Source organism: Clostridium muellerianum, assembly GCF_012926525.1.
In the GTDB taxonomy this organism is placed as follows: Bacteria; Bacillota; Clostridia; order Clostridiales; family Clostridiaceae; genus Clostridium_AM; species Clostridium_AM muellerianum.
In genome coordinates, this window is record NZ_JABBNI010000024.1 from 1 (window position 1) to 17,679 (window position 17,679).

General features: G+C 30.4%; 13 protein-coding genes and 2 riboswitches. Of the genes, 11 read left to right on the top strand and 2 right to left on the bottom strand.

The genetic code is table 11. The features are described from left to right. The first annotated feature begins 434 nt into the window (after positions 1-434). From HBE96_RS12825 to HBE96_RS12865, 9 genes are all read left to right on the top strand, one after another. The gene (locus HBE96_RS12825; protein WP_169298139.1) at positions 435-1,250 is read left to right on the top strand and encodes a hypothetical protein; all 816 of its coding nucleotides are present in this window, start codon (positions 435-437) and stop codon (positions 1,248-1,250) included. A 177-nt stretch (positions 1,251-1,427) separates the two neighbouring features. Then, positions 1,428-4,559, top strand: coding sequence for a cell surface protein (locus HBE96_RS12830; protein WP_169298140.1), 3,132 nt, complete (start codon positions 1,428-1,430; stop codon positions 4,557-4,559). Positions 4,560-4,805: 246 nt separating this feature from the next. Then, positions 4,806-8,837, top strand: coding sequence for a DUF4430 domain-containing protein (locus HBE96_RS12835; RefSeq protein WP_169298141.1), 4,032 nt, complete (start codon positions 4,806-4,808; stop codon positions 8,835-8,837). A gap of 176 nt (positions 8,838-9,013) precedes the next feature. Beyond that, entirely contained in the window at positions 9,014-9,454 is a 441-nt protein-coding gene (dut, locus tag HBE96_RS12840; RefSeq protein ID WP_169298142.1) for a dUTP diphosphatase, read from the top strand. 970 nt (positions 9,455-10,424) lie between these two features. Further along, positions 10,425-10,733: a hypothetical protein gene (locus HBE96_RS12845; RefSeq protein WP_169298143.1), complete on the top strand. Its 309-nt coding sequence runs from the start codon at positions 10,425-10,427 to the stop codon at positions 10,731-10,733. A 25-nt stretch (positions 10,734-10,758) separates the two neighbouring features. Then, positions 10,759-12,126 carry a hypothetical protein gene (locus tag HBE96_RS12850; protein WP_169298144.1) on the top strand — a complete coding sequence of 456 codons (1,368 nt, stop codon included), beginning with the start codon at positions 10,759-10,761 and terminating at the stop codon, positions 12,124-12,126. 19 nt (positions 12,127-12,145) lie between these two features. After that, a complete protein-coding gene (locus HBE96_RS12855; protein ID WP_169298145.1) occupies positions 12,146-12,763 on the top strand; it encodes a hypothetical protein in 618 nt (205 codons plus the stop codon). 143 nt (positions 12,764-12,906) lie between these two features. After that, positions 12,907-13,299 carry a TIGR02452 family protein gene (locus HBE96_RS12860; RefSeq protein ID WP_169298146.1) on the top strand — a complete coding sequence of 131 codons (393 nt, stop codon included), beginning with the start codon at positions 12,907-12,909 and terminating at the stop codon, positions 13,297-13,299. Positions 13,300-13,347: 48 nt separating this feature from the next. Further along, positions 13,348-13,509, top strand: coding sequence for a hypothetical protein (locus HBE96_RS12865; RefSeq protein WP_169298147.1), 162 nt, complete (start codon positions 13,348-13,350; stop codon positions 13,507-13,509). A gap of 89 nt (positions 13,510-13,598) precedes the next feature. Here HBE96_RS12865 and HBE96_RS12870 read toward each other — a convergent pair whose 3' ends face one another. Continuing rightward, the gene (locus tag HBE96_RS12870) at positions 13,599-13,961 is read right to left on the bottom strand and encodes a hypothetical protein (RefSeq protein ID WP_206154926.1); all 363 of its coding nucleotides are present in this window, start codon (positions 13,959-13,961) and stop codon (positions 13,599-13,601) included. Between the two features lie 218 nt (positions 13,962-14,179). Beyond that, complete coding sequence (locus HBE96_RS12875; RefSeq protein WP_169298148.1) at positions 14,180-14,338, bottom strand: hypothetical protein; 159 nt, start codon at positions 14,336-14,338, stop codon at positions 14,180-14,182. A 179-nt stretch (positions 14,339-14,517) separates the two neighbouring features. Beyond that, positions 14,518-14,704: riboswitch (cobalamin riboswitch) on the top strand. Between the two features lie 622 nt (positions 14,705-15,326). Here HBE96_RS12875 and HBE96_RS12880 point away from each other — a divergent pair. Both HBE96_RS12880 and cbiQ read left to right on the top strand, forming a co-directional pair. Next, a complete protein-coding gene (locus HBE96_RS12880) occupies positions 15,327-16,319 on the top strand; it encodes a TIM barrel protein (RefSeq protein ID WP_169298149.1) in 993 nt (330 codons plus the stop codon). Between the two features lie 57 nt (positions 16,320-16,376). Beyond that, a riboswitch (cobalamin riboswitch) is annotated at positions 16,377-16,556 on the top strand. A 222-nt stretch (positions 16,557-16,778) separates the two neighbouring features. Next, positions 16,779-17,675, top strand: a complete 897-nt coding sequence (cbiQ, locus tag HBE96_RS12885; RefSeq protein WP_169298150.1) for a cobalt ECF transporter T component CbiQ — start codon at positions 16,779-16,781, stop codon at positions 17,673-17,675. Positions 17,676-17,679 lie beyond the last annotated feature (4 nt).

Consider the following 17,679-nt stretch of genomic DNA (forward strand, 5'->3'; position numbering starts at 1 on the left):
AACATTTGTATATTATCCCAGTAGGCTTCGCCTAAAAAATTGGAAGCTAAAGGAATATTATGGTTAATGCTAACAGGAAATTATGTGCAAATATAAGTTTTATATTTGTACGAAATTTAGGTAATTAAAGATTTTTCGAAGTGCAGCGGAGAAAAATCATCCTTCACTGTCCTCTGTCAATTGTCCTCTGTCCTCTTAAAAAGTTGAGTTATTAACTAAAATATAAATTACATATGTGTCCAAGTAAGCCAGCAAACTTGCCTTTATATTTAAAAATACCCTCAAATAATTTAAAATGTCTTCTTACCTATTTCCCTATATAAAGGCAAGTATAAAAATATAACAGTTATATAGCTGAATAAATAATATGTGTACACAAAAATAAAAAACAAATCTTAAGAAGAAAAAATAAAATTAAAGGGAGCGTGTAAAAAATGATTAAAACACTAAAAAACAAATTATTTGCTACTTTGTGTGTGACAGCATTAACTTTAGGAGCTGTAACAGCTGCGTCCACTTTTAATAGTGTACAAGCAGCTGACAAAACTGTTTATGTGGATGTTGAAAAGAACATAACAGGACAGGATCCTATTTTAGCACCAAAAGCAGTTACTATTGATGATTCAAAAACAGTTTTAGATGCTACAAAGCAAGCTGCAGGTTCTGATAACGTGGCTTCAGTTCCAAGCTATTATGGTAACTATGTAACAGCTTTTAAAGACAATACAGCTGATTTTGTATATGCTTATAAAGATAAAATACCAGTAATTTTATACGATACACAAAAAGCATATAAACAATCTATTATTAATGACCCAACTTGGTTAAGAGAAAAAGAATACAATGGAATTTCTGGCTGGATGTTTACAGTAAATAATGCTGGTACGTATACTGATACCAATAAGGCTACTCAATATTATAAAGGCGATACAACATTAACTAACGTACCAAATGGTGCTGTAATTCGTTGGGAATTCTCAATGGCTAGTGGTGCAGACTTAGGCTTAGATAATGCTTATTTACCAACTGCAGCAAAAGCTGATGGATATTATGATTGGAATACTTCCAAATATGTTGCACCTTTCTTCCCAAGGGCAAATAAAACGGATTTGATTACTAAATTAGCAACAACTGCTAAACCAGCTATTGGTACTGTTAATTATACTCAATATGTTAATGCAGAGAATGCACTTAAGAATTTAACTATTAGTCAAGATGATGTTGATGATTGTGTTACTGCATTACACTAAGAAAATTAGTAATAAATAGTTTATAAATTACAGGGCGGAATGTAGTATCAAATACTTTCCGCTCTATAATTATAGTGATATTTATAAGTTAAGCAATTGAAATGTTGTTGTTTAAATATATAATTTAATAAAATATTACCCTAAATGGGATTTTATCTCTTAAGGGAGGAATAATAAATGAAAAAAACAAAAAAACTTTTTTATAAAAGAATTTTTAATATTCTTTTAATTTTATCTTTAATTTTTAGTAATCTTATATCATCAGTTCCTGTTTTTGCTGATGAATCTTCTTTGAAAACTGATGATAAAGGTCAATACATTATTAGCACAGTAGAAGAGTTAAATGACTTTCGTAAAGCAGTCAATACAGAAACATTCCAAGGCAAGACTGTTATTTTGACAAAAGATATTGATGTAGGGGATTTTAAATTAGAACAAACCACAGGAACATTTCAAGGTACTTTTAATGGACAGGGATATAAAATTTCTGGATTTAACGATATTTATTCCGGCTTATTTTATGATATTGGTGCTTCTGGATATGTGGCAAATCTTCATATAAACATGAATGTAGCAGATGCTGTAGGAACATATAATAGCAGTTATAGTGCTATGTTATATGGTTCTATAGCTGATATATGTTCAAGAGGAAAAATTAGTTTATGTACAGTTGATGGAATAATGAAATTTTCATCTTCAACACAACAACACATGCTAACAGGTGGTATAGTTGGATGGGTTAAATCTAGTAAAAAGTTGGATGCTCGTATTGAAAATTGTTGCAGCAGAGCAGATATAGTTGCTCCTAGTGACAAAGAAATTGAAGTTTGTGGTTTAGCTGACGGTGCAATATATGATCAAACTATAAATAACTGTTATGTAAGTGGGAATTTACAAGGAAAATATGTGTATGCGATTACAAATACTAATACTACAAGTTTTCCTTATAGTAATAGCTATTATGATGGAGAAAAGATACATCCTACAACGTTACCGCAAGCAGGCGTATCAAAAACTGCAGCTGAAATGAAACAGCAGAATACATATTCAGGGTGGGATTTTGTTAGTGTATGGGATATTTCAAAAGATGTAAATGATGGATATCCCTATTTGAGAACAGATCAAATAGTGCAGCCAATAATTGATATGCCTGTAGATGTAAATATCAATATAAAAGATAAAACAGTAAACAAAGATGGAACAGCTGACCTTAAAGCAGACTATACATGTGATATTACAAATTTGGATGCTAAAATGATTAAAGACTATGGTGTACAGGTAAAATTACCTGTAGACTTATTCTTTCCAAGCAGTACTGGAAAAAATTTAACAATGCTTTATGATAGGATTAGTAGGACAAGTACTATAGACTCAAATACATTAAAAAGTAAACTTCAGCTAACCTACAATACTGATAAGAAAGAATATAAATTTAAACTAGGTAATGTTACCTTCAATACTCCAAACTTTTATGACAATGAGGTTACAAAAGTTTATGGAGATGGTGAAAAAGCAGCAGAAATTGAAAAGGCTAAAGAAGCTGAAAATATTATGTATGATAAATTACCTGATATAATGAAAGGTTCAGAAGGCTATGATAAATTTTCCTGGACTACAGTTCCTAAATTTTCCTGGGTTGGAGCAAGAGCAAGTAGTAAAGGAGAAGAAGGTACAATGCAATTTACTTCACCATTATGGGAAGTATATTCCTCAGCTCGTTCTGGATACAAGGGCATGAAAGATGGTTATTATGATGAATGGTTCAAAAGTGTACAGGATGGTTTAAAAGAGATGAAAAAAGAGGGCATTGAACCTCTAGGTTTTAAAATGACAGAATGGGAAAAGCTAGTTTTAGCCATTACGGCTGCTGGTTATGATGCAAGGGATATTGAGGCTTATGATTTAATAGATATTGTTTCTAATGAGGAGTATTTATCTAAGTCAAAGCAGTTTTTTACACCACAGTATGCTGTCTTTGCTTTGAATTCCTATAAGTATCCTATTCCAAAGGAAGGAAACCGTATCAATATAGAATCAAAGATTCATACATGGGCTGAAAGTGCAAAAGATGGTGTTAAGACGAATCCAAACAGAGCGACAGATATGAACGTTATGTCATATCAACCAATTGCAGATTATTACAAGGCTGATGCAAAACCAGGAGATAAGTATTACGATGTAAAAGAAGCTATGGATGCAGTTTTTGAACAATATTCCAATGCTCAAACTTATGAAAGTTTCTTTTGGGGTGGTTATTATGATAGTAATGCATGGAACAATGCACAGGTATATATGACACTGGGAATGACCAAGCATGATATATTTGACAGCAAATTTATTAAAAATGGTAATGATATTTTTAAAGGTGCATTAAGTTATTATGATTTTAAAAATAAAACTATGGCTGGAGGATTAGGCGGGTTTAGTTATGATCCATGCCAGTTAAGCAGAGGATTGGATTCTCTTGTAAGATCCTATGAAGGTAGAAATTCAATTTTTGATTGTACAGATGTTAAGGATTCTACAGTACTAGTAAACAACGCTGTAGCAGCACTGCCAGATAGTATAACTTCTGCTAATAAGAAAGAGGTTGAGGATGCTCAAAAACTATATGATGCACTTACTGTTGCTAAAAAGGCTTCCATTAAAGCAAGTACAAAGGCAAAGCTTGATGCAGCACAAAAGGCTTTAAATAATCCTGCTCCAGATGTTACAGCTGCAGCAGTTGCAGCAGGAATAACCAGTGTAACAGCGCCATTAAAGAATGTAACAAATTTAGTTTTACCAGTAGTGCCAGCTGGTTATACCATAGCCATTAAATCATCAGATAAGCCTGAAGTTATAGGATTAGATGGAAAAATAACACCACCAGATAAAGATACTGCAGTTGCTTTAGTATTTACAGTAACAAATACAGCAGATAAAACTACAGCAGATACTGCAAGCATAAATGTAACAGTAGCAGCTAAGGATGATACTGGTATTGATAAGACGATAGAAATTAGTAATTTAACACAGGAAAAACAATTTAATTTGGGAAATGATGCTCAAATAACTATACAAGCTGCAAATAAAGGCAGTGAAGCTAAAAATGTATCTCTTATAGTTGGCATATATGACAATAATGGAGCACTTGTAAGCTATGGTGCATCAGAGCAAAATATAAATGCTTCAAGCAGTGTTAAATTGAGAGTTACATTAAAATTACCCGATAAGGGCAATTATACAGTTAAAGGATTTGTATGGAATGGACTGGAAGAGATGACGCCTATTTCATATCCTATAGAAATACCTACTTCAAATAAATAATAAATTAAACACAATATCACGATGGACTAATTCTATTAATTAGTCCATTATTTAGATTTTTATTCAGGCACGGTAGCTCTGCTTATCAAATAATTAAGCAGAGAGCCTAGATATATGATTTAATGTGAATAGTTTGCTTTTTTCACAACATGAAGAGAAGTTTCATAATTAAAAATGGATATTAACAATTGGATAAATACGTGTGTCTGAAGATAGTATATTATTGAAAGCATGAGGTGAATGAACATGAAGAAGTTTAGAATGAAAATTACATCTATTATAATGATTTTAACTATGATTATAAGTGTTGTTAGTACTAATATAACTACTGCTTTTGCAGAGGAAAATAGTAAAAGTATAAATGTTAATATTGCAGTAGTAGGTATGTATAATGAAGTGCTTTTTAGACCACAGCAAATTAAAGTAGATGAAAATGCTACGGCTGAAGATGTGTTAAAAGCTACAGGATTAAGTGAAACTTCTAATGATAAAGGTATGGTAACAAGTATAGCTAGTGAGAAAAATGGGACAGAGGATGGAAACTATGGCTCTCAGAGTGGATGGATGTACAAAGTTAATTTTACAACACCTCAAGTGTATCCTAAAGATCAAAGTGTAAAAGATGGAGATTACTTATTATTTGTTTATGCTAAAAATGAGAGTGATTTGCTGCCATCTTATGATTCAACTCAAAATGATTTTGTAGGTGTAACGGTAAAAAATACACAAAAAGATAATAATTTTAGTGAACAAGTTACTGTATTAAAAAATGATTCTATAAATGTTGCAATCATGGAAGCATTAAAAAGTCATGGAGAGGATTTTGATAAGGTTTCTTTAGCATCAGGAGCTTTAATGTCAAAAGATGATACTAAGATTTGGAGTTATACTTTAAATGATGATAACAGTACTTACAATAGAAAGGATAAACAACTAAAGGATGGAGATGTAATAACAACATTTAAAGATGACGGCGAAGGCATAAAGGAAGAAAAGACATGTAAAGTAAAGGCTAGAGTAGAGGCAAATGACCGCACTATAGTTCCTGAAACAGAATTAACAGTAAACAAATTTGATTTGACTCCATATGGCAGCAAGGAAAAGAAGGACGACAAGGTGTTTGCAATTCATGCACTTATAAAGGCACTGGAGAGTAAAGATATAGATTGTAAAGATGTTAAACAGTTTGATTCAAATGGATGTACTTATATAAAAAATATTGAAGGAGTTAAAGAACGTTCTGTAGGCAGCAATGATGGCTGGATGTATTATGTGAATGATAAGTATGCCCCTGATTATATGAATAATGTTGAAATACATGATGGGGATTCAATTGTTGTATTTTTTCAAGAAGATTATTTGAAAAATATATATACATGGTTTGAAAATAAAGACATGAATGTAAAAACCGGTGAAAGTTTTAAAGTTAATTTAAAAGGAAGTAAAAATGATATTAGCAGCAACAAGGAAGTGACTTCGCCTATTGACAATGCAAAAATATTAATTGATAATAAAGAGCTTGTAGTTAATGGTCAGTACATAACTACTGATAAAGATGGAAATGCCCAATTAAAATTTGATACTCCAGGTACGTACATCATATCAGCGGTTAGGTTTGATAAAGATAAAAAAATAAGAGATATTACAAGACCTTATTGTAAGGTAATAGTTGAGCAGGGGCAATCATCTGTAAATAAAGATAATCTTGAAAAATTAATAGACGAGGTACAAGCTTTAGCAGATCATTCTACAGTGGGAACTGAAAGTGGACAATACCCTAAAGAAGCTGTAGATAAACTTTCATCGGAATTGACAAATGCAAAGAGCATAATGGATAAAAGCGGAGTGTCTCAAAGTGAAATAAATGCTGAAGTTGTAAAACTTCAAAGTGCAATATCTGTATTTAAGAATTCAATAAATAAAAATGCATCTGTTCAAAGTGTTATAGATGATGTTATGAGTTATTATAATTCAATTTTGAATAATCAGTACAAGACATTTGATTTTATTACAACTTTGGCATTGAGAAGAGCAGGTATGGATACTGACAAACTAGTTCAAAAGATGAACATTTATGGTATGGATAATTTACATAATTATTCAAGAAATATAATGACTCTTATAGGAGCTAATAAAAATCCAAGAAATTATAGGAACAAGGATTATGTAAGTTATGTGGATAAGTATGATTATTCAAAGGAAAATAATTCTGAATATATTGCAAAGGCTGTAATAGCTCTTGATATGGCAGAAGCTGATTATGACAAAGCAAAACTTGTAAATATTCTTTTGACTAAAGCTCATGATGAAGGAAATGGTAAGATTTCCTTTGGAAATATAGTACCTGGTGATGAAGATGAATTTGGAGATGAAACTGAAGACCAGTATAATGCAAGTATTGAAGGCAGTATTTGGACTTTGATTGCATTGTCAAATCATAAAGATATTGGTAATTGTAATAATGTAATTGAAGGTATTAAAAAATATATAAAGGGACAGCAGAAAGAAAACGGATTAATAGGTGATGATAGTTTTAATACATCCTTATTGATTCAAGCCTTAATTGCAATTGGTGAAGATCCAAATAGTGATAATTGGAATGTAAACATTGATGGAAACAAGGTAACACTTTTAGATGCTGTGCTAAAATGTAAAGTTGGTAAAACTTTTGCACTAAATCCAAAATCCTCAATTTCGTCAGATGTGGCTACACCTAGTGTATTAGCAGCTTTAAGTGATTTAAAATATAATACTTCAATGTATAAAAAATTGAAGTATAAAGATACAGCTGTTCCAGTAAAAATATCTATTTATGGAGAAAAATTAATTCAGATTTATAATGGACAAAGTTCCTTTATTACTGCAAAGGCATATGACTATAATAATGTTGTTGTAAGTAATACAGCAGTTTCATGGAAAAGTTCAAATGATAAAGTAGTTTCAGTAAAGGATGGAACTATAACAGGTATATCAGAGGGTGAAGCGGATATTACTGCATATATTACAGGTAATGAAAGTATAAAAGATAGTATAAAAGTAAAAGTAGCTGCACCACCTGTTATTGATTACAGCGGCAGATTAAAAAATGAAATTGAATTTTTAAAAGATCATTACAAGGCATATAAAGGTTATGAATTTTTAGCTTCTCCTTCAGCAGTTGTGTCAGGATTAGATAAAAATGAAGTTGCTAATAATATATACAGATATTCTAAGAATAATACAGCACTTCAAAATGCAAAGACAATTATAGCTCTTTTAGGTGCAGGACTTGATCCTAAAAATGATGCAGTGAAGGAAAAGATAAATAACTATGTTGAAACACTTGAAAAAGCTCAGTCATCTGCTGAAGATAATAAAGGAAAGTTTATTGTAAATGCTTTGATGGATAAAGATTCTATTGAAGCACAAGCTTGGTGTATATTAGCACTTGATACTGCAGGTGGAAAATATGATAAAGAAGCAGCAGTGAAGGCTCTTTTAACTATGATTAATAATCCAGATTATAAAAATGCAAGTTCTTATAAGTCTATAAAAACAGAGGCACTTGCACTTGCTGCACTTGGAAAACATAAGGATATTGAAGGAGCACAGACAAAGATTTATGAATTAGAAAATTATTTGAAACAAAAACAGAATAATGATGGTGGATTTGATATGGAAGCTGGAAGCACTTTTCAGAACAGTCCCGTAGCAACTGCAGCTGTTGTTATGGCACTTGATGTCAATGGGATTGATCCTCTTTCATTCCAGTGGACGAAGAATGGAAAAACAGTTATTGATTCTATGGAAAAAGCTAAATTTAAAGGCAGTGATTCTTCAAAATCAGGATATTGTCAAGGAGAAGGCTTAGATTTTGAAAATAGTGAATCATCATATTATGCATTTACAGCATATGTGGAATTACTTAACAAGAAATCTATATTTGATATGATAGATAGGGCTAAAGATCCAAAGGATGACTCTAAACTAATAGAAATAACTAATGAAAGCTCTAATCCATCAGTAAAATTAGGAAATGATGCAAAAGTGTCAATAAAAGCAGTAAATAATTCTGATAATGAGCAAAATGTTGTAATAGTAGCAGCATTGTATGATGAAAGTGGTAATATTATTAAATGCATAAGTGGGGAAAAGGTTATTAAAAAAGGAGATTTTTCAGTTTTAAATACAAAAATGAGTATTCCACAAGAAGGAAAGTATACATTAAAAGCTTTTGCATGTGACAGCTTTGAAAATAGGAAGGTTATTTCTAATACTATAGACATACCAATTAAATAAGTAATAGAAATTAAATGAGCTAAGTATGAAAATATACTTAGCTCATTTGAGTAATTATAAATTTATCAGAGATTAAATAGCTTCATTTTCATTTGAGTTTATTATAACATGTTTTATAAGTAATAGTCATTTATAAATTCTTGACTTGAGTCGTAAGTAAATGTAATTACTTAGAGTTGAAAGTAAGAAGATTGAATAAGGAGGCACAGCTTCCTACATATGCACATGAAGGAGACGCAGGTTTGGACTTATATTCCATTGATGATAAAATTATTAAACCTGGTGAAACTATATTAATACATACAGGCATACAGATAGAACTTTCGAAGGATACAGAAGCACAGAGTAGACCAAGAAGTGGGTTAGCATTAAAAAATTCGATAACAGTATTAAATACCCCAGGAACAATAGATGAAGGATATAGGGGTGAGATAGGCGTTATTTTAATTAATCATTCCAATAATGATTTTAGAGTAGAGAAAGGGATGAAAATAGCACAAATGGTTATAAAACCAATACTAAGAGTTAACGTTGTAGAATCAAGTGTAATGACAAGTACAGAAAGAGGTGAAGGAGGGTTTGGTTCAACAGGACTAAAAGGTAATTCATCAAAATAAGAGATAAAGGTATTTTAAGGAAGAGGTTAGATATTTATTTTCCATTACAAGGCTTTAACCGAAATCTCATATAGGTGGTTTAGTAATATTTCTTTCGATATATAATTGAATATAGCTTGTAGTGTAAATAGTGGAAAATAAATATAATTGTATTAGGTTTTTATATATAACTAATGGAAAATTATTTGTTATTTGAACATTAATCCTAATCTATGTATAAAACAAAAAAAGTTCCTCATCTAACATTGTAAATCCCCAAACTCATAAAAAGGTTCGAGAAAAATAGATAGGGGATACGCCCAGCAGGTAATTCTTATGAATAAAATGTGGGGCTTTTTTGCGTCCCAATCAAGCAGAAAATTAAATAAAATTTCCAGTTCTAAAGCATGAAGAATTTGCAGGATTTATACCTGAATCTATTCATGCTTTTATTCTTGTACCTGTTTAAATATTAGATTAAAGAACAGGAGTAAGTAGGGAAATAACGCAATAAGTTGTACGGATGTTTATGCGTAAGTAGCATACTTTTCAGATAAAATTGGGAAAAGAAAAGAGGGGATTATTAATATGATACAGAAATTGGGATAAGCTGAGAAGTGAAAAGGGATAAGGGGTGAGAGCGGGGGGAGGAGGTGTGGTTAAAAATTTTATTTTAAATCTACAATTGGCATAGCCACAAAAAATGGTTTTGACAAGAAACGGAATAAATGATTGGAAGAATACCCCATCTTAATTGTAAGTTTGAATCAGAAACGAAAGATTTTTTAAATATTATTCTTCATAACTCTCTTAAAAATGTGATAAATCTGGCTAACTCCAAAGATAGAATTGTTTATGAAGAATTACTATATGTTTGATAAAAAGAAATGTAGATCAAATAAATGTAATAATATTACAAAGCTAAAATTGTATAATTAAATAAAATATGGTAATATGATGGGTGTTAAAATAATGTACTAAGGAGATAACTATGACTGAAAGTAAAGAAATTAAAATAGGTCAAGTTGATATGTCAGATGTAAGTAAAACTGTTTTTGATTGTGACACTACAGTTGAGGCAATTTCACTTAAAGTAGATGAGTCTACACAGACGATGTTGCAGTTAGCAGATGAGAGTTGGTATGGTGATAGTCAAATAGCATTTTTAGAGTCGTATTATAAATGGGTTGAAGATTCAAAGGCTTTTATAGATGGTATCAATAGCTTATCAGATTGTTTAATAAATAATGTAGAGAAAGTAGAGAGTTTACTCAAAAAAGGACAAAGCTTACATTTTTAATTTAAGTATCGGAGGAATAGAAGCAATGGCGAGAAGTATAGGATATTCGGGAATATTGGCAGTTGATTATAATGAATGTGATGAATTAATTCGACTATTAGAAAATACTAAAAGGTGTGCAGAAACAGATTTAGATAATCTTAATAGAGCATTTAGTTATGCGGAAGGATGTGATGGTATAGGTAGCGCTATACCTAATGCAATAAGGTCAGTTAAAGATAAAATAGAAAGGTTAGAACGTTTTAAGAAAAATTTTTCTGATTATATTGAGGATATTAAAGAATTTGATTATTATTTCGCTGCTGATGTTTCTAATAATCGTATTTTAGAAGCTATAAGGCATAATATAAGTATAGTAAATTTCCTAAATAGAAATGTTGATGTACAGAGTATAGAGAAGTTAGAAAAGCTATTAGAAATAGAAAAATTCTATAATATGATGAATAAGTGTTATGGATTTAAGCCAGAAGAAGCAAGATTGATTTTAAAAGCCTATGAATTATCAATGAATCCAAAAGAAGGATATATGACTAAAGAGCAAGCTATGGCAAGAGCATCTTTACTACGTTATAATCCTAATCTAAAAATTGAATTAACAGATGAACAAAAATTAAAGGAGTTTTTAAAAAATCTATCAACATTAGGTACTTATCATGGATTTTTATGGGAGTGTGTAGATAATGCACCAACAGAAAATGAGGCAAAAGATTACTTTAAGGAAATGGGTATGTCTGCTGAGGAGGTTAACAATCTTAAAAAAATAATGGTTACTCAACATAGCCATGATAAAGTTGGAAAAAAAGATTTTGCACATGAAATAGTTGAAATAGCTTCATATTTAAATGCAGGTGCAGGTGGTGGAAGACTTTTAGCGGATGCAGGGAATTTTGGACACACAAATGAAATGGCAAGTATTAAGGGTGATATTTGGTCAGGTTCAATGTCAGATTCAGATTTATATGCTAATATAGATTCAGTAAATATTTATAATAGAGCAAAAAACAACAAATATAGTGACTTTATGAGTACTTTTACAAATTATAATACATCTGTAGCTAGTGGAAAAATTAATAGAGCAAATGAATATTGTGCGAATTATGGTGATGGAGATATAGAAAAAGGAAAGCAAAAGATTAAGAATATTATAGAGAGTCGGTCTCCAGGTGGTGAGTTTTTAACACATGAACCACAAGATGCAATAAATTATGGTTGGTCTCAAATGAAAGACGAAATTGCATTGACTATAGCAAAGCATACTAAAACTAAAGGCGAAGTTGATAAGATGATTCATGATATAGATAAGAGTGCTGACGATTATATTCAAAATATGAAAGACAAAGAGAGTGATATAAAATCTGCTAAGCATAAGTTTTATAATTGTTTAGGCATATAGTATAAGGAGGAATCCATACATGCAAAAAAATAAAAGAGTAATTTTATTTTTAACTCTAATCTGTTTGTGCATATTTATAATGCAAGTATTTGTGGGTTGTAGTAATAACTATACAACACCAAAAGATACTAAGATGGCCACAGAATCAGATATTATCAAATATGTTGCAGAGAATTTTGATAAATATAGAAGTAGAATTAAGGATGAGTCGGGGGTAGAAGGAAAAGTAGTAAATGGGATAATAAATGGTAAAGAAGAAAAATATATAGAGTTTGATATTGATAATGATACAAAAATAAAGTTTGTAGTAACTTCAACAGTTAGAATTACAAAACAATTTGAACCATCTCAAGAATTTAATTATACAAGGGAAATTGAAATGGTTTTATTTGGAATGAGGGAAGATGATGATATTAGAATTAAACTTAGAGGCAATGGATCTATTTCATGTGACTATAAAGCAAATGATTTAGAACATCCATTACCAAGTCAAAAAGAAAAGGATGAATGTATTGACTCTCAAATTAAACAGAATATAAGTACCAAAGAATTAGAAAAGCTATCTTCAAAAGCACACTCAATCTATAAAGTGTTTGAAAAAATATGTAATGAATACAATGAGAAAAATCAGAAATAAACAAATCCAGAAACATGTTCTTTATTTTCTAAGAATAGAACATGCTTATCAGAAGTATTATTTACAGAATATAAAATCTTAGTGAGCAAAGTTCTTAAATTTAATACCATAATCCTTATATCTTAATATGGAGGTGACAATGGATGAATTTCAATAAAAGATATTATTTTAAAAATATAGCAAATGAGACTTTAGATATAATTGATAAGGGATACTATATAAATCATAACTCATTAAACACTATATCTGTTGTTAATAATACCACAGTCGACACAATAATAGATTTAAGAAAAAAAGGCATTAGTGGGAATATTATTGCCCTTAACTTTGCCTCTGCTAAGAATCCAGGAGGTGGATTTCAGACAGGGGCTAATGTACAAGAAGAAAGCATTTCCAGAGTCTCTGCATTATATCCTTGCCTTATTAGATGTAAGGAGTTCTATGAATATCATAAAAAGCATGGAAATATTTTTAATTCCTTAAATCAAACTATGAAACTAACAAATAATAATTTGAAACTACAAATAAAGTTTTGAGCGAATCTCCCCCATTAGAGCCAAATACTGCTCTCTAATGGAGGCTTTATGGTAGAAGATACTTTAAAGGAGTTAAAGTTTAAGGGAAGTTTAGAAGGGATTGAAATATACAGTAGGTTGAATCACCCTTATTATTGTTCAATAAAAACAAATTGGGAAAAAGAATTTGATAATTATTTAAGCAAATTGGAAGTTTTAAATTATCAATGACAAAATATACTAACATCTTTGACTTGCTATTTTCTTTCATATGCCTAATTCACGTTTTGGAAGATTGCTCCTTAATCTATCTATACTGGTTAGGGTATTTCTCTCTTTTTATCGGCTCTTTTGTTTTGCAGATACCATTCCATAGCATGGTCAGTTAATCTATCGTATAAATCATTGTTTACATAAGGGTTTTGATAATCCCTAATTCTCTCTAAGTCGTTTTTTATTTCAGTCAAAGTTTCATCACTAAATTTTCCCCAACTACTAAGTGTATTCCACATATACTTGCAAAACATTTCAAACCTATCGTCCCAATTTATATTTCCGTTATCCTGTGCTTCATACCTAAGTTTTTCTATTGCTTTCAATAATTCACCTTGTACTGTATCTGCCTGACCATTTTTATGGACATAATTCTTCCAAATGAACTTTGCTTCTTCGAAATATTTCATCTCTACCACTCCTTTGCTTATTGGTTTAATGATACATCATATAATTGAAGAGTTACAAATATTTAACATAAGCTATACATAGATTGCTTTTCTAACCCTAAAATCCTTTAACTTTATATCAATATGATAGGTATGAGATTGTACTAAATAAATTTTTGCTCTTTATAGTATTTTTCTCTGTGTTAAAGATTTTTAACAATTTAAACCAATATATATTATTAAATATGGTATGTAATAAGGAAAAACGCTCTGGTGTGTCGGTCAATACAACAATTGAGAGTGATAGCTGCTCGCTTCTTATTTCCATCTGTTTCTATTAACTTTTTTATAGTAGAGTACTTATCCATTTTTATCATGGCTAAATTTACCTTTCTCATTGTCAGCACCTCTTTTCTAGTTATGAGGTTTATTATACAATGTTTTCATATTTGGGACATAATCAAATGTGGTATATTAAGACATTATCACAAATGGATCATAATCTCTGGATAAATTCTTGGCTTGTTGACAAATAAGGAAAAAGGATGTAATATAGTTGTGTAAACAATTGCAAAAATAATAATATTTTAGTACAGGTTTCCTTAATGGGAATTAATAGGGAAAGTGGTGAAAAGCCGCTGCAGCCCCCGCTTCTGTAAGGATGATGAAACTCATGATATACCACTGGAGACATTGGTCTTTGGGAAGGTGTGAGGAGTAAGATGATTCTAAGTCAGTAGACCTACCTGTTTCTATAGATATAGTGCTTTCGGAGGGAGAGATAAGTATCGAGCGATATTATGATTTTAGTTTTTTTAGCTAAAGCTGTATTCGTGTCGTATATTTAAGGACCTTCGCAAGAAGGTCTTTTTTACGCTGTTATATAAAAAATTATCAAAATGTTCAATAAGCTGCCAAACTTGCCTTTATATTTGAAATATTAGGTATATTATTACCCCCTAGATACAATATATAAAGGCAAGTATAAAATATATAAACAAAAATCAGATACTTATTAAAAAAACTGTAATTTGTAATGTGCGGTCTATACATTGACTATTTGCAGTTTTTGTATGAATATTAATGTTTAAAATATCATGAAATCGCACAGTTGCTTCATTAAAAATTTTTACTTAGCTTAACATTATGAACTGCAGCTTTAAAAATAAAATAATAGGCTAGTGAATTGATTAGTCCATTATTTTAGATTAGAATGGGGAAGTAATAGAGTTATCTCTTAAAAAATCACCATAGGACTATCTTATAGTATATTTTAAATACAATGTATTATGAGATAGTCTATTTAAATATTAAAACAAATTTGTTTAATTACGTTTTTAAAGCTGATATTTTAATAAGAAAATTTAATTAATGGGGGATATGCAAATGCTAAAGCTAATGAATTTGTCTACATATGATTATGATCTTGAAAGATTTAATTTTAAAAGTGATCAAATAACAAAATTTTTAGAAAAACACAATATGGATGGTGTTGAACTTTTAAATCCAATTATGTGGGAAGAAAGTATTCTTCCTAAAGGAATAGTTAAAGGGGTACATTTAAAATATTATCCTACATGGCTTGATTTTTGGAAAAATGATAAAAATGAACTTTTGAGGCAATTTAAAACTGAAGATATTATAGAACAATATTATTCAGGTAATAGTAGAGAAGTTATGATACAACATTATAGAAAAGAAATTGAAGCTGCAGCTAAGATAGGTGTAAAGTACATGGTATTTCATGTAGCTCATGTGGAGGTTGAACATGCTTATGATTATAATTTCACCTACTCTGATAATGATATTGCAGATGCAGCAATTGATTTGATAAATCAGGCATTTAAAGGGATAGACACAGATATAGAACTTTTATTTGAAAATATGTGGTGGCCTGGATTTACTATGCTTGACAAAAAAATTGCATTAAAATTGATGAATAAGGTTGAATATAAAAATAAAGGATTTATGCTGGATACATCTCATTTAATGAATACAAATTTATATCTTAAGGATGAAAAAGAAGCAGTTCAATATATAATAAATACTGTAAAGGAACTTGGAGAGTTAAAAAATCTAATAAAGGGAATACATCTTAATTCTTCTCTATCAGGGGAATATGTAAGGACTCAAATAAAGAATAAAAATGAACAAAATGAAGAATTTATGTTGAACCCTTTAAGTGAAGAAGTATTTATGCATGTTTTTAAAATAGATTCTCATAGGCCTTTTATAGATAAAAGTGTACAGAAGGTTATTGATTTTATAAATCCCAAATATCTTGTATATGAATTGGTAGCCAATTCAATAGAGCAGCTTGAAGAATATATTGAAATTGAGGATACAGTTTGTTATAAGAGAGAAGTTTACGAAAATTAAGATAAAATGTTGACATCTATACATTTAGTGGATATAATGTAAATATGTGATAAAAACTTAATATTAATATTTTAAGGTGCTTCAAAATGAAGATAATAGGGAAAAAGGTTTGAAACCTTTACAGCCCCCGCTACTGTGAGTAGGGATGAAATCTAGTTAACACTGGCATACTGCTGGGAAGTTTAGAGAGTAAATTGATCTACGAGTCAGGAGACCTGCCTTAAAGTAATTGACGACAACTTCGGTGGGAAGTGTGTGGTAATATTTGTTTACATAAAAGTTATATAGTTTATTATTGTTTTTTTATTAATAATTACTAATTAATGTTATGTAATTTCAATATAATGCTATATTAGCCTGCAGGTTGTTGCAGGCTTTTTTATTATAAATTTTTAAATTAATGTAATTAAATGAAGCTTAAGAGAAAGTATTTTACTGAAAAATTAAAGGAGGTGCCAAATGGCAAAAGTTATTGTTTTATGTGTCATGCTTTTCGTGGCTGTGTTTTTTTTCAAAAGGGAAAATTGGTATGGACAAACTCATGAGAATGGTACACATCATTGTGGAATCGGACATAAGCACGGTGAAGGTTTTTCAATTGATTTTTATGCGTATACTTCTAAAATCAGATATTGGAATCCTACTTTTAAAGTATCTCTTTCTGTTTTAATATTGATTCTTTGTATTGCACTTAATAATTCATATGTATCTGTTATAGTGATTATTGCAATGGCCTATATAACTATTGTAAAAGGAGAGCTTCCAGTACATGAATATTTGTCAATAATGACTATTCCAATAGCCTTTATCATTGTTGGTACTTTTACTATTGCTATTGATTTTTCAAATCGGCCTTTGGGACAGTATAATCTGTATCTTCATTTCTTCTATGTATTTACTTCCAATGCAAAGCTTAAGGAAGCTATATTTTTGATTTTAAAGGTTTTTGCAGCTATTAGTGCGCTGCAAATGATGACGCTATCAACTCCATCCTCTGAGATTATATATGTACTTCGAAAGGCACATGTGCCAAAGCTTATTATAGAACTGATGAATATGATTTACCGTTATATTTTCATTTTAATGGATGTGTATACTAAAATGAAAAATTCCGCAGAGTCTCGTCAGGGGTACTGTGATTTTAAAACTTCTTGCTATACATTTGGAAGTATTGCAAGTAATATGATGGTTACTTCGTTAAAGAAGGCAAGCTCATATTATGATGCCATGGAGGCTAGATGTTATGATGGAGACCTTATATTTTATGAGGAAGATAAAAAGGTGGAAACAATACAGATTGTCACAGCAGTAGCATTTATAATCTTTTTGATTCTACTCTGGGGCTTTACAAGATAGAAAG